General features: G+C 36.9%; 24 protein-coding genes and 1 riboswitch. Of the genes, 22 read left to right on the forward strand and 2 right to left on the reverse strand.

The annotated features are described in order from the left end of the window. The first annotated feature begins 436 nt into the window (after positions 1-436). Positions 437-540: riboswitch (TPP riboswitch) on the forward strand. Between the two features lie 108 nt (positions 541-648). From tenA to EKQ44_RS17660, 3 genes are all read left to right on the forward strand, one after another. Next, a complete protein-coding gene (gene tenA, locus EKQ44_RS17650) occupies positions 649-1,338 on the forward strand; it encodes a thiaminase II (RefSeq protein ID WP_237664871.1) in 690 nt (229 codons plus the stop codon). Positions 1,339-1,752: 414 nt separating this feature from the next. Further along, entirely contained in the window at positions 1,753-2,046 is a 294-nt protein-coding gene (locus EKQ44_RS17655; protein WP_414491344.1) for a PadR family transcriptional regulator, read from the forward strand. Continuing rightward, positions 2,043-3,239, forward strand: a complete 1,197-nt coding sequence (locus EKQ44_RS17660) for a DUF2812 domain-containing protein (protein ID WP_237664873.1) — start codon at positions 2,043-2,045, stop codon at positions 3,237-3,239. Before EKQ44_RS17655 ends, EKQ44_RS17660 begins: the two co-directional genes overlap by 4 nt. A 63-nt stretch (positions 3,240-3,302) precedes the next feature. Here the strand turns inward: EKQ44_RS17660 and EKQ44_RS17665 are convergent, their stop codons facing one another. Together EKQ44_RS17665 and EKQ44_RS17670 are read right to left on the reverse strand one after the other, a co-directional pair. Further along, entirely contained in the window at positions 3,303-3,794 is a 492-nt protein-coding gene (locus EKQ44_RS17665) for a hypothetical protein (protein WP_237664874.1), read from the reverse strand. Next, positions 3,791-3,997 (reverse strand): helix-turn-helix transcriptional regulator, encoded by a 207-nt coding sequence (locus EKQ44_RS17670; protein ID WP_237664875.1) that lies wholly within the window; start codon positions 3,995-3,997, stop codon positions 3,791-3,793. The genes EKQ44_RS17665 and EKQ44_RS17670 overlap by 4 nt, the downstream gene beginning before the upstream one ends. Before the next feature lie 189 nt (positions 3,998-4,186). Here EKQ44_RS17670 and EKQ44_RS17675 point away from each other — a divergent pair, with 189 nt between their 5' ends. The 19 genes from EKQ44_RS17675 to EKQ44_RS17765 all read left to right on the forward strand — a co-directional run bounded on the left by EKQ44_RS17675 (position 4,187) and on the right by EKQ44_RS17765 (position 21,915). Continuing rightward, entirely contained in the window at positions 4,187-5,764 is a 1,578-nt protein-coding gene (locus tag EKQ44_RS17675) for a hypothetical protein (protein ID WP_237664876.1), read from the forward strand. 178 nt (positions 5,765-5,942) lie between these two features. Then, positions 5,943-6,194, forward strand: coding sequence for a hypothetical protein (locus tag EKQ44_RS17680; RefSeq protein ID WP_237664877.1), 252 nt, complete (start codon positions 5,943-5,945; stop codon positions 6,192-6,194). A 75-nt stretch (positions 6,195-6,269) separates the two neighbouring features. After that, positions 6,270-6,503 carry a hypothetical protein gene (locus tag EKQ44_RS17685; RefSeq protein WP_237664878.1) on the forward strand — a complete coding sequence of 78 codons (234 nt, stop codon included), beginning with the start codon at positions 6,270-6,272 and terminating at the stop codon, positions 6,501-6,503. Between the two features lie 488 nt (positions 6,504-6,991). Then, a complete protein-coding gene (locus tag EKQ44_RS17690) occupies positions 6,992-7,417 on the forward strand; it encodes a hypothetical protein (protein WP_237664879.1) in 426 nt (141 codons plus the stop codon). A 247-nt stretch (positions 7,418-7,664) separates the two neighbouring features. After that, complete coding sequence (locus tag EKQ44_RS17695; protein ID WP_237664880.1) at positions 7,665-7,994, forward strand: hypothetical protein; 330 nt, start codon at positions 7,665-7,667, stop codon at positions 7,992-7,994. A gap of 112 nt (positions 7,995-8,106) precedes the next feature. After that, positions 8,107-8,298: a DUF4083 domain-containing protein gene (locus tag EKQ44_RS17700; RefSeq protein WP_269151715.1), complete on the forward strand. Its 192-nt coding sequence runs from the start codon at positions 8,107-8,109 to the stop codon at positions 8,296-8,298. Between the two features lie 111 nt (positions 8,299-8,409). Next, positions 8,410-8,763: a hypothetical protein gene (locus EKQ44_RS17705; protein WP_237664881.1), complete on the forward strand. Its 354-nt coding sequence runs from the start codon at positions 8,410-8,412 to the stop codon at positions 8,761-8,763. Positions 8,764-9,327: 564 nt separating this feature from the next. After that, positions 9,328-9,711: a hypothetical protein gene (locus EKQ44_RS17710; RefSeq protein WP_237664882.1), complete on the forward strand. Its 384-nt coding sequence runs from the start codon at positions 9,328-9,330 to the stop codon at positions 9,709-9,711. A 53-nt stretch (positions 9,712-9,764) separates the two neighbouring features. Next, the gene (locus EKQ44_RS17715; RefSeq protein ID WP_237664883.1) at positions 9,765-10,802 is read left to right on the forward strand and encodes a serine hydrolase domain-containing protein; all 1,038 of its coding nucleotides are present in this window, start codon (positions 9,765-9,767) and stop codon (positions 10,800-10,802) included. Between the two features lie 75 nt (positions 10,803-10,877). Continuing rightward, a complete protein-coding gene (locus EKQ44_RS17720) occupies positions 10,878-11,534 on the forward strand; it encodes a Type 1 glutamine amidotransferase-like domain-containing protein (protein ID WP_237664884.1) in 657 nt (218 codons plus the stop codon). Between the two features lie 207 nt (positions 11,535-11,741). Continuing rightward, positions 11,742-11,972: a hypothetical protein gene (locus EKQ44_RS17725; RefSeq protein ID WP_237664885.1), complete on the forward strand. Its 231-nt coding sequence runs from the start codon at positions 11,742-11,744 to the stop codon at positions 11,970-11,972. Further along, entirely contained in the window at positions 11,959-12,327 is a 369-nt protein-coding gene (locus EKQ44_RS17730) for a 5-methylcytosine restriction system specificity protein McrC (RefSeq protein ID WP_237664886.1), read from the forward strand. The genes EKQ44_RS17725 and EKQ44_RS17730 overlap by 14 nt, the downstream gene beginning before the upstream one ends. A gap of 109 nt (positions 12,328-12,436) precedes the next feature. Beyond that, the gene (locus EKQ44_RS17735; RefSeq protein WP_237664887.1) at positions 12,437-12,718 is read left to right on the forward strand and encodes a DUF3219 family protein; all 282 of its coding nucleotides are present in this window, start codon (positions 12,437-12,439) and stop codon (positions 12,716-12,718) included. Between the two features lie 22 nt (positions 12,719-12,740). Beyond that, on the forward strand, positions 12,741-13,757 hold the full coding sequence (locus EKQ44_RS17740) for an MsnO8 family LLM class oxidoreductase (RefSeq protein ID WP_237664888.1): 1,017 nt from the start codon (positions 12,741-12,743) through the stop codon (positions 13,755-13,757). A gap of 782 nt (positions 13,758-14,539) precedes the next feature. Next, positions 14,540-15,106: a hypothetical protein gene (locus EKQ44_RS17745; protein WP_237664889.1), complete on the forward strand. Its 567-nt coding sequence runs from the start codon at positions 14,540-14,542 to the stop codon at positions 15,104-15,106. A gap of 90 nt (positions 15,107-15,196) precedes the next feature. Further along, complete coding sequence (locus tag EKQ44_RS17750; RefSeq protein WP_331254672.1) at positions 15,197-15,460, forward strand: HNH endonuclease; 264 nt, start codon at positions 15,197-15,199, stop codon at positions 15,458-15,460. Positions 15,461-15,480: 20 nt separating this feature from the next. Then, positions 15,481-15,780: a hypothetical protein gene (locus EKQ44_RS17755; RefSeq protein ID WP_237664890.1), complete on the forward strand. Its 300-nt coding sequence runs from the start codon at positions 15,481-15,483 to the stop codon at positions 15,778-15,780. Between the two features lie 726 nt (positions 15,781-16,506). After that, complete coding sequence (locus EKQ44_RS17760; RefSeq protein ID WP_237664891.1) at positions 16,507-18,444, forward strand: 3'-5' exonuclease; 1,938 nt, start codon at positions 16,507-16,509, stop codon at positions 18,442-18,444. Positions 18,445-18,642: 198 nt separating this feature from the next. Next, positions 18,643-21,915: a sigma factor-like helix-turn-helix DNA-binding protein gene (locus EKQ44_RS17765; protein ID WP_237664892.1), complete on the forward strand. Its 3,273-nt coding sequence runs from the start codon at positions 18,643-18,645 to the stop codon at positions 21,913-21,915. The last annotated feature ends 8 nt before the right edge of the window (positions 21,916-21,923 follow it).

Genomic DNA, 21,923 nt, shown 5'->3' on the forward strand with positions numbered 1-21,923 from the left:
TCAAAATCGCAAAATCTTTGGACAACTTCTCGAAAACTTCGGACATTTGCCCAAAAGTCATACATCAACCGAAAGACTTCACGTGTAGGTCGTCTGTCCTTCATCTCTTCTAGGATAACAAAATTTAAACAAACGTTGGTATAAACCAAAAGTAAACATTGTAATTAAAGGCTCTAAATCCATTCGTCAAAGCTCAACCATTTTCGCATCCTATATTAAGATAATACCTGCCCATCCATTCAACAGCTCGCCAACCAAACTGGGCCACCGTGCCTGTTCCCTCCACCCATTCTTAACAAAAAAGAAGAGGATTGTATCAAGGTGATTTTGAAGCCTTGATGGTGCAGGACCTTAGACCGATTTCGTTAAAGTTGCCTGTCCGCAAAACACAAAACGCTTGGAATAAATAACTATATATTGTAATATTATTCATATGAATATCCACTAGGGGAGCCAACAGGCTGAGACGGAGCTTTACGCGACGGACCCTTTGAACCTGATCTGGGTGATACCAGCGGAGGAAAGTGGCGCATTGAGTTTAGTACGTACATATACTCATGCTCCTCTTTCCCGTGGAAGAGGAGCTTTTTTATTCTTCTATGGGAAAAGGTGGGTATTCTTCTAATTAATTTTAAGGAGGAATACGACATGAAGTTTTCTGAGCAATTACGAAGAGAGGCAGACCCCATTTTTGAAGCGATTTTTGACCATCCGTTTGTAAAAGGAATCGGGGAAGGAAATGTACCAAAAGAGGCGCTTATTCATTACGTTCAGCAAGATTTTGAGTATCTATCGACTTTTTGCAGAATTTATGGGTTGGCTGTTTCTAAATGCACCGACCGGGAAGATATGGCATTTTTCCAACAGCAAATTGGGTTTGTATTAAATTCTGAGGTGCATCCACACAATAATTTCTGTGAAGTAGCTGGCGTGCGTTATGAGGATTTGCAAAAAGCCCCACTTGCCCCGACTGCCCATCACTATACTCGACATATGATGGAAGCTGCAGCTAACGGGACACTAGGCGAAACCCTCGCTGCCCTTGCCCCTTGCCCTTGGACATATTGGGAGATTGGGAAAAAGCTCATCCAAGAAGTCAAGCCAACACCTGATCACCCATTCTATGAATGGATCATGTTTTACGGAAACAAGGAAGTGACATCGATCACAGAAGTATTCATGGACAAAATTGATGCTTGTGCATCAACAGCGGGTGAAGAAGAAAAACAACGTATGCGTGACCACTTTATCACTAGCACCCAACTCGAGCACCAATTTTGGACAATGGCTTATACGCAGGAAAAGTGGCCTGTTGCTTTGGATGAAGTTAGGGTTTAGGAGATAGATTAGTAACATTAGAGTACGGTAAAGGTCCTTTGACCGGCTGCGAAATGCAGGTGATCATGATGATTACCTGCATTTTGTCTATGTTTTAGTGCTTTCTTAGAATAACAAAAATTAAACAAACGTTTGTTGAAGTGGAAATTTAGCATCTTAACGAAAGGTCTCGTAACCATTCGTCAAACCTCAACCATTTTCGCATCCTATATCAAAAAAATATTCACTCAATAATGGAAGAGAAACTTCACAAAAATTAGGTCACCGTGCCTGTCCCTCCACCATAGAACCTCTTGCTCACTTATGTCACAACGTGATATACTCACACCATGACATGTATCACGACGCGACATATCAGGAAGTATAGAGGTGACCACATTGGAACTACCCAAAATTATTAAAAAATACATACCCATGACAGAAACCGCCTTTTATATATTGCTCTCATTAACAGAACCACGACATGGCTATGGCATCATCAAACATGTAGAAGAAATCTCCAACGGCCGCATCCGCCTGGGCTCCGGGACCATCTACGGAACACTGACCAAAATGCAAAAAGACGGGGTCATCACCGTGTTCGCGGATGCGGAACGAAAGACGGTTTACGAAATTACCGATAGCGGCAAAGAGCTGATCACCGCAGAGATCACACGACTGAAGGAGCTTCACGGAAACGCACTGAAGTACGAGGGAGGATTCAAATGAAAACAAACATAAGACCATTTTGGAGCTATGATGTGCAGAAGACCGAGCAATGGCTCACCGACCAGGCAAAAGAAGGCTATCATCTGACAGAATTGCACCGGTTCAAACGCAGTTTCACATTCGAGAATAGAGCACCAAAACACGCCACCTACCGAATCGGCTACGACAAAATAAAACCCGCCACTTTATCCAATACCATGCGCAAGGACGGCTGGGAAAAAATTACCCAAAGCGGAAAATGGTATGTGATCGCAAACGAAAGACCAGAGGCAGAAGTGACCACTTCCACCAGCCGCGATGCCATCATCAAACGCAACAACTATATCTTTTACGCATTCATGGCCATACTCATCTACTTTACAGCTGCTACACTAGCAAACGTGGCTATATTTGCTACAGCTTACACCGCAAGTAATGGAAATGTAGAAGTGGTGGAAAGCCCATTCTGGATCATTACCTACATCTCCGGAACCCTAGCAACAGCCTTCTACTTTTTCATGATCTACTCTGTCTGGAAAATAAAGAAGACAAACAAAGCGCTATCACAAGAGAACCAAATAACTTACACACCTGAACACAGCCAGGAAAAGAAAAACCACCTTACCAAAGCGGAAGAAAAACAACTGAAACGCCAAGGCCTGCTCATCAAACGCCGTAAATTAGGCTGGATGTACTCGCCTGACAAACTTGAAAACTGGCTGGATCAAATGGCGGCAGAAGGGAACCGCCTTCACCGCGTTAACAGACTCGGCACCACTTTCTACTTAAAAAAAGCCGAACCGCAAAGAATCAAATACAGTGCCGACTACCAAAACCTTTCAAACGACAGCTATTTCGAGATTCATAGACAAGCAGGTTGGGAGGAAGTATTCAGCTCCAAGGGTGCCCTTCAAAAATGGACGATCTGGAGCAAGGAATACGAAGAAGGCGAGAGACCACCAGCCTTGTACAGCGACAAAACACACAAGCTCAAGCAAGCCAAGAAAGTCGCCTTTTCTTATACCGTTCTATTCCTGCCATTGGTGCTAATGTACTTCTTCATTGCCAGCATGAACATGGGTTATTTGCTCCGACAAGGGGAAACCTGGACCTTAATGAATACAAACACAGTGATGTTTCTCCTATTAATACTAGTATTTGGAACATTCATCACAAAAACCTGGATGTATTATTTTAGGCTGCAAAGAGCTTGATTGAAAAATAAAAAAGACCATTAAAACGGACAAGGTTTTTAATGGTCTTTTTCTATTAATTGATTAGAAGGTCTCTTCACTACCTCGTTTCGGAGTCAATGCCCATATCAACCCAATCAAGGTCGGCGGAACGCTGGCAAGCAGGAACCACCAGTTGTCGGTTGCAATAGAAAGAACTAAAAATAAAAGTAGCGACAAGGCCACAGTGACTATCCCGAATTTGACTCTAGAGGGCTTCAAAGGCTCTTCCATATTCATATTGATGGACAAGACCACGCCTGTAATCCCCCAGCTCGCAAAATGAACAAGCATGATGACTGCGAGGACCATGGCTGCCGTTAGTTCCATTCCGAATATGACCAAAGTGAATAGAATGTACATGGATGCAAGCGTGAAGAACCACGAAATGGCCCGGGCCTTTTGCCAAATATGGGCATGCAATTCATCCAAGCCACGCTGCTTTTTGGCCATATGGCGGCCAAACCACCAAGCTAAGATCCCCATCACGGCGCCTCCGTATAAACCTACCAACCCACCAATTTGTACTGCCATCATTCCTCTCCCCCTTCTTCTAAAATAAAGACCTCTTCGATGATGCAATCGAATACTTTTGAGATGTTGTATGCCAGTTCAAGTGATGGATTGTACTTTCCCGATTCAATCGCAATGATGGACTGTCTTGAGACGCCTACCTGGACGGCTAGGTCCTCTTGCGTCATCTTCGCAGTCTTGCGCAGATCTTTAATCCGATTTTTCAACTTTTCCACCCCTCCGATTATTTTGTAAAGCTAGCTTTACAATCGGTTGTAAGTAAAGCGTACTTTACATTCGAGAAAATGTCAAGAGTGCTTTACATTTTTGTTTTTTCCAAAACCTGTTCTCTCATAAGTTCCTCTGTCCGTTCATATTATTAGTATCAATTTACAGTGACCTTAAGGGGGGACCTAATGTACAATAGCACCTTTAATAAGGAAGGGAATCTTCAAGCGTTCATTTCGAATCTGGAGGATAGTGGCTTCATTGTTCAGGAAGGACAGTTAAATTATGTGGATATTCTAAAGCTTGCAAGTGAGGGGCTCGTTCCCTCATGTTTCGGTAATAATGCCAATGCTCCATATGCCGTACTGACCCTGCCACCTGCTCCCAATCAAGATCCAACTGTCGGGCAGGAGCCTCCGATAGGATACCAATCCAATAACCCTGCTAATTATCCCGCTAATATAAACCTTATCCTGCCTGGTGCCACCTTCAAACTGCGACCTGATGAGGCGATCGTGTTAATTGGCCAGACACCTCCTCCAGCCTATTACTTCAGTTTCAGAAGCTATCTTGGATTAGTGGAAAATAAACCTGGAAAAGACTACAGCGATGCGATCACAACAGGAAATGACGTGACAGGTTATTACCATATGATCTTTGCCAGTCTAGGGGATACATTGAGTAATTGGGGGATCTGGACGGAAAATACGCCTCAAGGGACGGCTGGGTATCCTTTTGACAGCTCCACCATCGTGATTAGTTCAGCCGACCAACGTATCAATCAACAAGTCCGCAATGCCTTGAGCAGTGCGGGGTATGACTGGGGAATCATGAATGATGACAACATCCCGATGAATTTGGTCAACATGGGACTGGAAAAGGGGAAGGATACCTTTCTTTTTGTGATGAGGGCTCAATTATGGGCACAGCAAGATGTCGGCGATGCCTATATTCATAATGTGGAAAAATACTTCAAGGCTTTGCGTATCACACCTAAGAGGCCAATACCTATTCATAACCCATGGCCGGTCCCAATCCGGGAAATCAGGGAAACAGACAAAACCGAATTTCGGATTGTCCCAAATGTCGTCCATGACTATAATCATTTGCGTAATGAAATCATTAAAAGATATGGAAGCCCGGACTTTGATCATGTCGACCTGGATACAAATATATGGATCATCGATGGGTATGAAGGTATCTTACAGGACGTTAATGTATATGGGGATGATACAGACGCCTTGTATTTGAAAACAGACAATTTCCAACTGACCACCGATGATGATTTTGTCATCGTATATGGCATCAACCACGAGCAAACCGGAAAAGCGACCTTTTGCCAAAATAGCTTCTATGGAGCAGAACTCTGGAACGGGGTAGCCGGGTCCTTCCACACAGTGGAGTTTCCGAATTCCGCTGTAGAATTTTTCCCTCAAGGGTATCAAAACGCCAAATTCTATTATGCATTTAAAATGGCAAGAAAGGCCGATGGCGACCGAGTTGTGGTGATACCTTACAGCACAGGCAACTCAAAAGGAAGTGCATACGGGGTAGATAATAACGAAGAGGCATATATAGGCTTTAGGCTTTACCAAGACAAAGAAACAAAGGTTGGCCCAGCCCTCTACGACGTCATCTGGGATAACGCCATTCTGTTTACAAAAAAGAAAGGTCAGAGAAGAAATAAAAGGATAGTGAAAGAGTATGAGCAAGACCGTTCATCGCATATTTATATTAAAGTTGGTGGCACGGTAACAGTTATATAGATTCAACTGCATCAGTACAAAAGGGATCCTTATTGGGTCCCTTTTTAGCCTTATCCAAACACTTCCGCTTGCAGTCTTATCGAGGGGAAGTATTTGTTTAACAGTGGTAATACTGTAACTTTATGTAATATGATTATAATTTGTTATCAAATTGGACGAAAGGAGAAGGGTATTCATTATGAGTCACAAAAAGATAATTTTCATCCTGAGTCTAGTGGTAACGATCGGTATTGCATTTACTCCTGTCATCGGAATCACTCATGACAATGGGGTTATTTATTATGGCTTTCCTGCTTACATGTTTGCGTATTATGGGAATGGAGGTTGGGGTTCAGTAAGCTTAGGGCCATTATTTAATATAGCCTTTTTCTATGTGATATTTCTGCTTTTATACAAATTGGTAATGAAAAAGAGGAAAGTCAAAGTGTGATTGGAAGGAAAAAGATATCTAGAATAATAGATTTTTGGTCACGGTGCCTATCTCCATGGACCAAGGAGGTGTCACATGAACAACATCCCAATAAAAAATCGACTAACAGAACTATTGGTGGACTACTTAGTAATCGTTGTCTACCTGCTCCTATTACTACTGGCCAATTTAGCCATCAGCTTTCTCATCCTAGACGGAATTACAGCCTACACAGAGCTACAAGCAAAACTGATAGCCACACTCACATCTGTAATCCCCATCATCCTGCTATTTTCCTATTTTGATTATTATAAAAGGCTCTTTTCGTAAACTTTGTTGTTTTTACCTACTGATAAAATGGCCGTAACCTTCGTTATTTTCGTGCTCTTTTCCCTACAATACTTAATTTGTTACTGTAACCTTTAAAGTCTCTGAACAGTAAAAAGTCCAATTGCCGACTTTTTACTAGAGAATAGCAACAATCTTTGAGAAAAGAGCCTTATAAAAAAGGATCGATTGGAAAGAGAGTTTCTGGATTGAAAGTGACCTACGTAAAAGAAAGATTTAGCGCCAGCTTACTAAGAAATGCCATAAAGTTTTTACCATGGCAATTAGGTCATATAGGTGTGATCCAAGGCATATATAGCGAGTTTGATAGGACGGCGATTGTTATCGCAAATGCGGGCTCACTGGTTGGATTGGTGTTGCTTTGAATGGGATTATTCAGAAAGGATAAGCGGCATTTGGGTGATTTAATGGCAGGGACGAGAGTGGTCTTAAATGACAGGTAAAGGACAACATGGCGGAGGATGCTGTAGATGAAAAAATATTTATTAATCTCACTGTTATTAATAATAATTGCCGTAATAGTATTTAACTTTTATAAGTATCGTGAGCAAAACTTGGGTGAAATATTAGATATTGGCCAGGTTGAAAAGATTTATCTTATTGCTGAGAAAAATGAAATACAGGAGTTTGAATTGATAAGTGTAGATGAAGAAACTCTTCATGAACTTGCAAACTTCTTAAATCAGTATAGTGTAAAACTTACCAACAAAGATGGGTATATTTCCAATCATGAAAATGAGAGATTTGAACTTTACCTAGGATTTAAGAACGGAGAAATAGAAAGATATACCTTCGAACGGAATGTTGTGGTATCAGATCGTGTGTATGAGGCAGTGGATGCTGTTTTTGATTACAAATGGGTCCAGGAGTTCGAGCGTGAAATCCATTCTAAGTAGGAGGTTTATAAATGGAAATACAGTAGGCAATTGGGGGAACGGTTGCAGCCATGGAGGATAATCTTTAACATAGGTTAGCGCTTGCTTTAATTGCTTAATGAGGAATCTCATATTGTTGGAATTTACTAAATATGAAATAATTGGAATTAAGGAGTTGGGCAGGATTACTTAGGAAGTTATACGATAATGTAACTTTTGTTTTCTAAGAACGTAGATTTATTAATAAATACAAAGTGGGGGTAGAGATTTGAAATCTAGTTTTCAAACGGCTCAAAAAAAGGAAGTAGTGACACCTAAAGAAGTGAATATGAGAATATTACTGAACTTATTAGGTCTTTTTATATTTTCTGGAATAACCTTCACTTATTTAACAACTCCACCTTCTACAACTGATTGCACAAGAGAATTTTTTTACTTTCTGGTTGGAAGTGTTATTATTTATTATCTTTTAGTGAATATCTATCACATAGGAAATAAAGGTAGAAAGGTTGTTCTAACAACTCTTTTTCTATTAGGTGTTTTTATCATATTTATGGCTTATTATTCTATGAATAATCCAGTATCACACTGCTATTAATGTGATTATTTCTTTTGGATTACTGAACAATCTAGGAGTTCTTGCATCAACTCCTTACTTAAGAAAAGTACAACATTTTAAAAGTTGGTATTTTGAAAGCAGGTGTTGTGGTATGGAAGTTTTTGATTTTAGTTCGATAGTTTATTTGATACTTATGGGCCTAATAGTATTGAGCGTTGCTTCCTTCATATTTATAATCCGAAGTTTATATATTAATTCTTCTGCTAAAAGTAAAAGAAATGATGAGATTGATAAGAAACTTGATAAAATCATATCTTTACTTGAAAAGGATAGAAATTCTTAATGGGGCTGGATTTAACGTGCTCACATTTGATTTTTCATTTTAGATCGATAGCAGCATAAGATAATAGTATAAGCTGATGTATAAAGAATGGTGAAAGCTATTGGGGGAATCATGATGAAACGGTTAATTCTAATATGTTCATTTTTGCTGTTAGCTTTCATTATAGGTTGTTCTTCTAATGAGAATGTTGATACGAAATACTTTTTGCTTATAGTTGAAGGCGACGAAAATATAAGTGACAAGTTTAGTAAATTCATTAGTAATGAGTATTCTGTTGTCAAATCAGAGTATTTAACTAACTTAAATATAGCTAAAGAAAAGTATCCTAAATATGAAATAGAAAAAGCACCAGCGGTATTTATCTTCGAAACTGGTGGTGGAGAGCTGAAACAATTAAAATTAAAAACTTATGATGTAGAAGAAGCTGTAAAATTCCTTGAGAAAACAAAGAAAGACAGTCAGTAAGTAGGTTATTCAAATCACTTATGGGAATGGGAGCGATTGTAGCAATGTAGTTCGCTACCTACATAAGATAATAGAGTTGATAAAAACAAAGATGTTATATCTACAAAGGAGTTAATAAGGAAAATGGAATGGTGGTATAGGATTTCTTTTATAATCATTGGAGTAGTGGCTTTTTTTACTGGTGAGGTAGTTACATTTTTTATGTTATGGTTTATTTTTTTCATTTTATATAATATCAACTCAACACTAAATAAGATGTATATCCAAAATAAAGAAAAGGACAATCAAGATTAAGCTTGTTCCATACATAGTGAAGCGATGAATAGAAAAATTAGTCTTTTTTTATTGGTTTTCTTTTGTTATTTAATATGGCTATACCTTGCAATATATGAATCTTCCATAGATGACTGGTGGACAGTCAATGAGATAAAACAGAGAACCGAAGATACTGTAGGAATAGGTGTATCAAATGTAAAGTTTATTGTTGGAACGGTTATCTTCATTATAGGTGGAACGGTTCTCCACCTATTGATTAGAAAAAGGAATTAGGAGGAGGTAACATAATTGGATTTTGTCTACATAGCTTCCATAACTGTCGCGGTTTTTTGTATGTCGGTAGCTGTTTTTCAGGTGTTACTTTCACTTGGCTACCCTTTGGGTGAATTTGCAATGGGGGGATACTATAAAGTATTGCCAAAAAAATTACGAATTATGAGTGCGGTAAATGCTTTGATTCTCCTATTTATTGGCTTGGTTTTTCTGCAGCATACTAATGTGTTAAATAGTTTAGATTTCTTATCTACAAATATATTAGTCTGGGTCATTACGATTTTCCTTGGATTAAATACGATAGCAAACCTAATATCTCAAAGTAAAAAAGAAAGACTTTTTATGACCCCGTTATCGGGTTTTATTTTCATACTATGTTTATTTATTTCTTTAGCATAAGGGACTAAATATACTTTTCCATAATGAAACTGTCTACAACTAGGGGGAGAATAGTGAAACTAAAAAACATCGAAATGGAAGAACGAATGAGATATTTTAAGGTGAGCGGTTTAAGTATTACATTGTTTGAAAAAGGTCATGTTAGCGGAATCGAAAACTATGGTTTACTTGAAGTGAATAGTGATAGAAAAGTAGATGATAATTCCGTCTTTAGTGCGTGTTCCATTAGTAAATTCTTAACTGGAATGTTAGTGATCAAGTTGGTAGAAGAAAAGTATCTTGATTTGGATGAAGATGTAAATGAGAGGCTTGTTACATGGAAAGTTCCTGAAAATGAATATACAAAAAACAAAAAAGTTACGCTAAGAAGCCTGCTAAGCCATCAATCTGGCATTAAGGACCCTAAAGATAGTTTTTTTGAACTGAATGCAGAAATCGGCTTTCCTTCCATGAGGGATTTATTAGAGGGAAGATCCCCTTATTGCAAAGGGTCTATTCAAGTTCAATATGAGCCAGAGAGCGAATTCCATTATTCCGATGCAGGCTATTGTATTATTCAGAAATTGATAGAAGATGTAATGAAACAACAGTTTCATCAGGTAGTAGATAGGTTCATATTTGAACCACTGGGAATGAAAAACAGCCTGTTTAGTCCAAAAATGTCGGGGATCAATAAAGATAAATTTTCTTGTGGTCACCATAAAAACGGGGAAATAGTAAAGAAGAAATATCCAATCTATCCTTATCCAGCAGCTTCTGGACTATGGACAACTTCTTTGGATTTAGCTGAATTAGTTATGGAGTTAATGAATGCATTAAAGGGAAAAAGTAAGCTTGGTATTTCAAAAAGAGTAGCAAAAGAAATGATAACCCCACAATTGGGTAAAAGCTGGACGGGATTAGGTGTGTTTCTTGAAAGTGGCGAAAAGGAACTGGAAATTAGCTCACTCGGTTGGGGAGTAGGTTTCCAAAGTATGATGGTCTTACATCTCCCCGCGGAAAAAGGTGCCGTTATTATGACGAATGCAGAGTTAGGCGTTCATCAAATGGAAGGGATTATTGGAGAAATATACACATCCCTTTTTTCATAATGTGTGATAGCTTTTCGAAAGTAATAAGAAGTTAGGAAAAGCTCTAGATAAAGAAAATAGAATACGGGGGTACTTATGAAAACACACTATTATTTAGGTTGGTTCAGTAATTTCATTCCTGAGACTTTGGCTAGGATGTTACAGGAGGATATTACGGATAGGAAGTCGATTGCCATGATTAGCTCAAATCCAGATATTTATGAGGAGGTTGGCGCTACGGAACGTTCGTGGCTTGACGCGGCCGGCATTACATTTGATGAGTATCACTTAATTAATTTTCAGGTACAGAAGGATGATGCCCAAACATTGATTCAGAAGGCTTCCGTCATTTTCTTATTGGGCGGAAATCCGGTAAAACAAAATGATTTTCTGATGGAATATGAATTGTCGGAGTCAATTAAACAAAGAAAAGCAGTTGTGATCGGAGCTAGCGCTGGTGCAATCAATATGTCCGCTAAATGGCTATGCTCGAAAGAACTTGGATTTGAAGCGGAAACAAGCTCTATTTACTCTGGAGTCGGCCTTGACGATTTTTCCGTCCTATCTCATTATGACTTAGAAAATAACACTGATCAGGTACTAAGCGAATTGTCTCCGTTATCCTATGATATGGACATATATGCGTCAAATGAAGATTGCGCTGTACGTGCAAAGGGAGATAAAATCGACATTTTTGGTAATGTGTATGTAATTTCTAATTCAGTCATGAAGAAATTGGATGCGACACTCTAAATTTATAGACGAAAGACACCATATCATATAACAGGCGCTATTCTTGTTTCAAGGATGGGCGCTTATTTTGTATAAAAGGTTTTGCAGAACGATTTAAGGGGGCTTCGTAAAGATAGAGATGGAAGCAGCGTGACGGTTCTCTGCTTCCTTGTCTTAAATATTTGACTCGAAGAAAAACCCAGTATTCTAGTTGAGCGGTTATTTTAGATGGACATAACTTACCTATGTACTTCCTATTATGCTATTAACCTGACAGGCTTTCAAATTGGGCATAGCTACTTTGTAGGTGATGCTTATAAAGTAGATACTGCAAATCGTATAGAGGAAGTAATCGAATATGAGATTATTCCACAGCTATCCGAGTATTGGTTTGATGATGAACAGAATGCAAACGATTGGGCTGAACGACTAAAAGGTTGTTACGATGGAGAGAAATAATAATATTCCAATCCGTAATATATACTATATGCTTTCCTATGCTTATCAAACGCTAAATCTTTCTGAGTATAAACAAATCGGGACAGAAAAGTTTGAGAACGTCAAAGAGCTTTACGCAAAAATTTTATCGATTGGTATACCTGTTTTGATTCGCGGAGGATTATGTAAAGATTATATTAGTGTTGAAGAGACTTCCAATGTTATTAAGGGGAAAATTGATATCAATGTTACGATAAAGAAAAATACATTGGTTAATAAGAAAGTTGCAGTGGTTTATGAAGAGTTCTCTGAGAATGTAGTGTTAAATCAAATTATTAAAGCGACACTCATTTGCCTATCGCGATCAAAAAAGTGAAAGAATTCATGAGGAAAACATAAAAAAATCTCATAGAACACCTAAGTGAATCACCATTAATCCGGAAGCAACGGGGCGGTTTTATCTATTAGAAAGGGACGATGAAGAAATGGTTACAGAAATCCAACTAAATGATACTAAAATTAATATCACACGATATGATGAAAAAAAGATAGAAGGTAAAACTCAGATATCGTTTACTTTTTATGTTACAAGTGAAGACTACCATGATATAGCAACGTTATTATACAAAGGAACATTTGATGTAATCGTACTCGAGAGACATCTTAAGTTCCGCGGAACGATTCAAGAATATTCAACATCAATTACGAATCTATACGAAAAAGGGCAAATTGGTGAATATAAACTGACTTTGAAAGAAGTGGAATAATAGAAAAGGGGATTTTCATCTTATGAAATTAAGCATTTTAGATCAGTCTCCCATTTCAACTAATCAAACGGCATATGAAGCACTACAGGAATCAATGAATCTCGCACGCATAGGGGAGACATTAGGATATTCCCGTTATTGGATTGCTGAACATCATGCAATGCCAGGGCTTGCATGCTCTGCGCCCGAGGTAATGTTAGGGTATATTGGGGCAAATACAAAAAATATACGAATTGGCTCTGGAGCAGTTTTATTGCCATACTATAAGCCGTATAAAGTAGCAGAAACCTATCACATGTTATCCACTCTATTTCCTAATCGAATTGATGTTGGAATTGGAAGGGCACCGGGGGGTCCTGCTGAAGCAACAAATGCATTATCGGATAACTATTTGCAACATGTCTATAAAATGCCTGATTTAGTATATGAATTAATTAAATACATAGATAATGAAGGGACCGTAGTAAAGGCTTCTCCGATACCGCAGATTAGTCCTGATCTATGGATGTTAGGTACAAGTAGAAAAAGTGGGGATTTTGCGGCGGAAAACGGTTTAGCCTATAGTTTCGGACAATTTATGAGTGATGAAAACGGAGCAGAAATCGTCCAACAATATCGTCAGTCATTTCAACCAAGGAAAAAAGGCCAAAAACCATACGTCATTATGGCTTTATCAGTAATTTGTGCAGAAACTACTCAAAAAGCAGAAGAAATTGCTTTAAGTTCAATTGTTTGGGAACTACAAAATGAGAGTATGGAAGGAAATAAAGGAGTTCCTTCTGTTGATGAGGCAAAAAAAATTCTATTAAATCTACGTAATCAAAAGTCTATTGAAAGATGTCTGTTGGGAATTCTAAAAATTACACAAGATAATCCACCATCTAAATGGGCATATATACCTCTTCAAGATTTTACACATAATTCTGATATCGACTGGTCAAAAGATATTCCTCAAATTGATCAGCAATTGTATAAGAAGTACGGATTAACCCAAAGTGAAATTGATTTTATTGAAGATAAAGTGAAAGTCATGGACTAACAAATAAAATTTAGGAAAGCTATTATTGCCTCTGTTAATGATTTTCTTAATAGCATATGCTTAAATGAATAATGGTAATTGTTTTATTATGCAAGGAGAGCAGCCTGAATCAAGTATTGAGTGCTGCTCTTTTTATTGGTTGTTAAGATTTATAGCAAGATGTAAAAAATATTCGTGGAATATAAAGGGAATAAATAAATGCTTGGAGAATTTAAGCCCTATAATGGCACACGATTCCTTAGTTTTAGGGCTGTTTCTCATTTGCTTTCTGATATAGGAGAACATGATTTTTTTAAAATGACTCATTTTTTTAAATGAATATATCAAAAATGTATCATAGTTTAGCTTTACAAGAGACGATAAAAATTTAAATTATTATGATTTACCGTCACCATTACCAATTATTTATATTGATTCATTTATTGAAGAAATGGATATTGATCAACTAATAGGAATTATTCCATGGGTAAAAGAGCAACTAAGTACATCAGTCTAACATATGAATTTAGCACAGGTATATAATGCTATTTTGAAGGAGAGATGATGGTGAACGAAACTATACTAAAGAGGATTAGTCAAATAATCATCGAATATGCGAAGATAGGTCAGGTAATAGAGTACAATCAAATAAGCAATAAACTAGGGGGTATAATTTCCCCAATTCGTTTAAATGAACCATTAGGAGAGATAACCAACCGCTGTATACAGTATGGTTTTCCTCCCTTTCAGCTATAGTAGTAAATCAAAAAACTAAGCTTCCTGGGGACGGTTTTTTCACCTGGGTGGCAGCACAAATGGGCTATCCCAACATACCTTATTCAGAATGGGAAGGATTTTATAAGGAACAAGAAGAGAAAGTTTTCGATTGCCACGATTGGGACACTTTTTTACGAAAAGGTTTTGCAATGAAATCAAACAGTGGGAGTTCCAATTCTAATACGATTAATCTTGACGAAATCCTTAAAGCTAAGGATTATTTGAAAGGGAATCAAACGAAGTATTACATACTAACTGTAAAGGATTTTTTGGAAACCCAACAACAAGGTCCCTTTCGATACCATGTATTAATACTGGAAAATGACAAGCTTATTAAACAAAGAACTGTTGAACATAGATCAAAAAAGCAATTGCTAACACCTGCTAAAATAAAAGGTATTCAATTACTGTTAGAACAATTTACACTAATCAACCCAACTGATGTTACCATGGTACATTTTAAACCAGACAGACAAGGACAAGAGTTATGGGAGAAGGAAACTGTAAATAGTTTAGATTCGATGATTAAGGAAGAACGTTTCCGTATTCTTGACTTGATAGTAAAACACGATATAGATGCTGAAAAGTCATAAGACGATTCTTATTATAGGGATGGAAAGATAATTCAGTATTTCGGCACTCGATATGAACGCAATCCTGTAAATAGAGCAAGAGCGATTGAAATCCATGGTACTTCATGCAAGGCTTGTGGATTTAACTTTAAAGAGGTTTATGGTGAGAGAGGAAAAGACTTCATTGAAATACATCATCTAAAACCACTGTTCACCTTAGGAAGAGAATCAGATGTTGATCCAGCGAATGACTTGATTCCTGTTTGTTCAAATTGTCATCGAATGATACATAGAAAAAAAGATGATGTATTAGATATTGGCGAATTAAAAGAAATTATATCTAGGAGCTTAAAAAAATTAAATAATTGCAGATAATGATTGAAGGATTAATGGAAATGAAAATTGCAGTATTATTGAGAAAAACAGAGAATAATAGTCTATTTAGAAAAGTACTATTAAAATTAAGTGCTATTCAAGGAGAGGAATTATATCTGTGTTCTGGAACACTTACTCAAATAACAAATGATCCAATGTTTTTGAAATATGTTAGCCACGGTTTTAAAGGCTTAAAAGGGTCAAAGATAACAACTTTGGGAATGCGCTCGATGGGTGACTGTAAGAATGGTGTAACTTTTGGTAGTTGTAAAAACCAAAAAGTGGGTATTGTAATGCTTGTAAGTATCAACATTTTGTAAATGACTTGAGGACCTATGGTAGCACTACAGGTTTATATAATGTAGATGCTTATAGGGAAGTACAAGATAAATGGCATGCTAAAGTTGCAATAAAAGTTAAAGAAGGAGAACCAATTGCCGCAATAATTGGTAGTAGTAATCTTACTATTCCTGCTTATGGAGAAAAGTGCTTATGTACAGGTGTTAAGACTCATTGTTCAATACATTTTTGGTCGAAGGCTAATAAGTATTTTCCATTTGAGTGTGATGTTCTATTTTGGGATGAGACAAAAATAAAAGGCATGGCACTTCTTCTACCGAGGTTGATGGAGATAGTGTATCTTTTAATGATGATGGGATAATAGTAGCGACCCCTGAAAGGGACGTTAAAAAAGACCTTATTGACCAGCTTAATTCTATTAAGGAATTAATAGGAGATACTACGAAAGTTCATTCATTTTAAGGTTTGTAATTGAAGGAGAGGATGATATACTCCCGTCTCCTTTTATTTTCAAAGCAGTTACTAATAATTAATTTACCCTATCCAACGTTACGGTGAACCATATTACCACTTAAACTAGTTCTAAATCTATACTTTAATTTGCGAAAAACTATGAAGACAATAATATATTTAAAAAGGTGCTCAGTAATACATAAGAGCACCTTCTTTGTATTTATGTAACTTTATGTAAAATCACTAGTTCTTTTGTTATAATAAAAGTAATATTTTGTCGGTAGGTGAAAAGGATGGCCGTTACAGTTCCGGAAACGATTAGGAGCAGTGCTACTTCTGGTGAGAGGATTTTGTTCCGCACTTTGAAGGAGTATTTGCCGGATGATTATATAGTGTATTTTGAACCGGAGATCCAGGGGACTAGGCCGGACTTTGTGATTATTGGTCCTGATCTCGGACTGATTGTGCTCGAGGTAAAGGATTATACTAGAAATACATTGTATCAGTTGAATAAGGATGAGTGGACAATCAGAGATACTGGGGGAAATCTTCATAGTGTGAAGAGTCCGCTTAAACAGGCAAGAGATTACGTGTTTAAGATAAATGATGTGTTGAAGAAGGATAAGAATCTGATCCAAACGGAAGGGAAACATCAGTTTAAATTAAAATTCCCTTATGGCTATGGCGTAGTTTTTACACGTCTCAACCAAAAGCAGGTTTTAGAGGACGGGATCTATTCTATCATTGATCCGGACAGCATGCTTACACGGGAAGAGATAGATCCGGATTATGGGGAGTTCTCGGAGGAAGTGCTTGCCGAGAAATTAATTAACATGTTCCAAGTACCTTTCAGGTTGAGAGAGCCGCTTACATATGAAGAAATTAATACGATTAGGTACTATCTGTTTCCAGAGGTCCGGATTGGTGCTGAATTTAAAGAGCCTGTTCCTTACCAGGATCAGCTGCTTCTATCTTTAAGGGATATCAAAACAATGGATTTCCACCAAGAGAACATGGCTAAACAAATCGGAGATAAAAACAGGCTTATTCGAGGAGTAGCAGGCAGCGGGAAAACCATTATTCTGGCGAGTAGAGCAAAGATGCTCGCAAAACAGAACCCTAACTGGAAAATCTTGATTTTGTGCTATAACATATCACTCTCCCAAAATATCGCGCAAATAGTAAGAGCTATGGCGTTGGAGCCTGATAATCTATTTGACTTTCATTTTGGTGATGGGGAAATACAGATCCAGCCAACTCCTAGGAATATTGAAGTGAGAAACTTTCATCAGTGGTTGAAAAATGACCTAAAGATGAGTGAGGGAATCATCGATACATATATCGAGAAGTTAGAGAAAGGAGAAGCAATTGCTCCTAGATATGACGCTATACTTATTGACGAAGGACAGGACTTTGAAGCAAGCTGGCTGCATCTCGTCAGTTTATGTCTAAACCCTGACACCAAAGCTCTACTTCTTGTAGAAGACCGTGCTCAAACAATTTACCCAAGAAAAAGAAGCTATCTCAAGGACACAGGTCTGGATTTCCGTGGTAGATCGAAAATACTGAATATCAATTACAGAAACACCTCTCAAATTGTGGATTGTGCTTGGGAGTTCTTTCAAAAGAATTCCTCGCTACAAAACAAGGTGGTAGTGGGTGAAACAGAAGGCGTAGAGATTATCTCACCGAAAAGCACGAAACGTAAAGGCCCAGAACCAGCCATCTTGAAAGCAGAAAGCTTTGCAAAAGAAATGCAGATTATCGCAAGGCAAATACAACAGCTTCACCAAGTGCGGAAAGTTCCGTATTCTGAAATGCTCATTCTATATCGAGTTAAAAGAACACATAAAGCAGACATAATCGGTACCATTCAAAGAGCTCTCCAAAAAGAAGGCATCCCCGCAAGATGGATAACAGAAAACGAAGCCAGCAAAAGAGCTTTTAATAGAGAAGAAGAGACAGTGAAAATTAGCACAATAGACAGTAGCAAAGGACTGGATTTCCAAGCAGTGTTTATTGTGAAAGCGGATACCATGCCATTCCCGCTTGAGAAGGATAAGGAGCGGGAAGTGTCGTTGATGTATATTGGGATGACAAGGGCGAAGGAGTATTTGTGTATTTCTTATTCTGGGGAGTCGGAGTTTACTTCTTATTTTGAAAGGTGGAAGAAAGAGAATATGTTAGTAGGTGTTGGGAATAGAGACAAAAGGATTGAGAGTAGTAAGTGATTCTTTTGCTTACCATAGCTAATTGAAATTGTATGTATCTTTTTAAATATAGAATAGTAAAAAGAGCGATCCATAAATTGGACTGCTCTTTTTACTATTTTTGTATATTTTGATCTAAACGAATTAAGATAACTTTGATACAATAATAGTTATATTACAATTTTATAACATTTTTTTTACGTTAGGTGTGGGGATAGGATGCAAGATTATATTAAGCTGCCAACTATTGTTGATAAAATAGAGGAGATTCAAAGTGAACGTATTAGAAAGTTCATTAAGCAGTGTAAAATAGAAGGGAACAAGCTTTCTATCGATTACTTTAGAGCCTTGTTCCAGAGCAATCGAGCAGAATTTATGGTACTTATGGATGAATTAGCTATTCGTGGCTTTACATTCCATACAGTAAAGAGCAATAATTTACTGCCAAACTATTCAGATAAACTATCTAGTTTTTTAGAGGTTACGAGCGATGGAGTAGCTTATAAAAACCTCGATCTTAAACTCTTGGGGATTGTGGGAATGTTTAATAGGTTCAATGTGGAGAGTGATCTGTTTTTTCATAAGATTCCATTGCAGAGGTTCACTCATTTAAATGCCAGTATTAATTTGGATATAGTGAAGAAGGAGTTTGAAAAGGTCGGGTTCAGTATAGTCGGAGACACGAATGAAGATACAGATCAGGGTGCAAGTTCTCCTATTGTATATAAGGATGATGAATTGAGTGAAACGACAGTGGTAAAAGATGAAAAAGGAAACTATGGCTTCACAGTGGATCACATTTTTGAACTCAATAAATATCTTTCCTTTAAGCGATATTGTCGTAAACAACAAATAAAGTTTATACATGAAATAACAGAAGAGGATATTGAGAATTATGCACAGTCTAATGGTGTAGGTATGAAGAAAGTTACAGATGTTCGTGAAATGCTAGAAGAAATAAATTATTGTTTGTCAACTAGAACCTTTAAGGGCAGAAGTGATTTGCCAAACCAAGAAGAACCCGCTTTGGTAAGTAAGTATTCTGGATCTGTTCCTGTTGTGGAGGTATTCGCAGAAAATAAATTTAATATATTTCGTAATTATTGTTCTATAAACAATCTTGAAACAGTAGGTGATATACAGTCTGTTCACATAGATAATTTCAGGAAGACACCTGGAGTCGGGAACAAGAGGTTCAAAGAAGTATTGGAAGTTATGGAAGAGTATGAGACTGGTAAATGGCAGGATCAAAAAGTAGATTTTACAATCTGTGAACTTTATGAAGATCTTAAGCAATTAAAGGTGATACATATCCTTGAGGCTTTTAAATTTGAAGTGAAAACAGAGAGTCCGATCACACTAGGAGAACTAAATGGGAAAAAACGTGTAGAAATTATTGACTTTGATAGTGAAATAATAATGAATCTTCAAAGGAAGCTAACCAATGTAATAAAACCTGAAAACGTTGGTGAAAAACTTTCAAAAGAACTTAAGGATAACGAGTATAAAATTATAAAGTTTCGATTTGAAGAAAAATTAACACTTGAAGAAACTGGACTGCATTTTTCAGTGACAAGGGAAAGGATTCGCCAAATTGAAGGGAAAACTTTAAAAAAAATAAAACGGATTTTAGATAATATTTCATTTTATACCGTTGTTTCCTTAGTTTCCCAAACCAAGACATATATTTCAAAGGATGAATTACTTCACGTTATTGGAAGAGAAAACTCATTTTTAATAGAAATTTTACAACAGGAGCATACAAAAATTATCTATTTTGAAAAGCTTGATGCTTTTTTCTTCAATTCAGAAAAGAAAATGAAGTTTGAAGCATTAGATGAATTCTTTGAAGATCTACCAACAATCTTCTCATTAGAAGATTATAAGTCTTTGCTAGAAGAAACGTTGGAGGAAATAGGGGTAGAAGAACCATCAACTTCTTTGATTGAAAAATTAATAGAAAATTATGGGTTCAATCGTTATGGTGAATTATACTCCCGTACAAAATTCAGTCTTCCTAATGTCTTAGAAATTCTGTTTAAAGATTATATTAAAAAGCCACTTCGTATAGAAGAAGAGGAAGTAGAACTTTTACGGAAATTGGCATTTAAACACTTGAATTATAAAATTGAATCTTCTGTAAGAGGAATTGATGCACGGTTAAGAGACTGTCCAAATATTATGTTAGTTGATCGTTCTACCTTTAAATGGTTTGATCCAGAAAAATTTGATCAATCCATTATTACCAAAGTAGATGAATATTTATCCGAACGGCTTGATGAGGTTAATGTTGTAAATATAGAAGAAGTTTTTGAAAAATTTAAAGTAGAATTAAGCTTTATAGAGGTTCGTACTAAACTTCACTTATATTCTCTTGTACGATATTTCTTGGACGAAAAGTATGTTATTGGTAAAGGAAATACATTAAATATTTTTAAAGACAACACAGATAAATTGTCAGTGGAAGAAAGTTTGTTAAAAGCAATAAATTCATTAGGTGGTTATTGCGATAAAAACCAGCTGCAGGAAAAGCTCCTATGGCAAATGTATAAAATTGATTTGGGGATATCAGCATCAAGGAGTATTTTACCATGGGGTAGAAATCAAGTTATTTCGTTTGAAAGAATTGGTTTAACGGATGTAGAAATAGAGGGACTGATTTCCATAACAAAAGCAATGCTAAAGGATGGATTTACAACAACTGGTATTTTATATAGGGAAATAATGTTTAGTCCTTCCCTTTCTCAGATTATCAGTCAAAAGGGTGTAGATGATCCGTGGAAACTTTCCTCTATTCTCAAAATTATTATGCCTGAGCTTAGAGGACATACAAACTTTATTTATATGGAAGGCAGTACTTTTACAAGTATTGAAGAGGTGGTGGTCCACCATTTTCAAGAAGAAACCGCAAGGAAAGAGTTGCATACCTTTGTGGTTGAATTTGGCTACAAGGATGTTATGGCCTCTAATATTCTTAAGAGACTTTTGGATCGCGAACTTTTTGTAGAAATCGATATAGATAAGCTCTATCCAGGGAATAAGTTTCAGATTTCGGAAGATGCAGTACATGAATTGTTAAAGTTAGTGGAAGAATTTCAAGGCCAATCAGCATATGTTCCATTAAGTAAAATAAGAGGCTATAAAAGAAGGCTGCCGCAAATAGACTATCGCTGGAATCCATATTTGATGAAAACCATCCTTTTGAAAAATGGTTATCGTCAAATTACAAAGATAATGAGTGATTATCGCTACGATAAAATAGTGTTGGTAAAAGAGGAAAGTCCTTTAAAATCATTTGAAGAATTAGTTCACTATGTGTTGAAAAATAAATATGAAGGTAACATGCATCAATCTCAAGTATATGATTTCTTAGTGGAAGTAGGTATCCTCCGTGAGCAGGAAAGTGTATACAACAAAGTACTTCCTCACGAATTGAAGGATGTCGATAACCTTGTCAATGTAGATAGTTTAGGAATAGTTACATTAAGGTAGGCTGATAA

Origin of the sequence: Sutcliffiella horikoshii, assembly GCF_021991925.1 — a bacterium.
GTDB lineage: Bacteria > Bacillota > Bacilli > Bacillales > Bacillaceae_I > Sutcliffiella_A > Sutcliffiella_A horikoshii_F.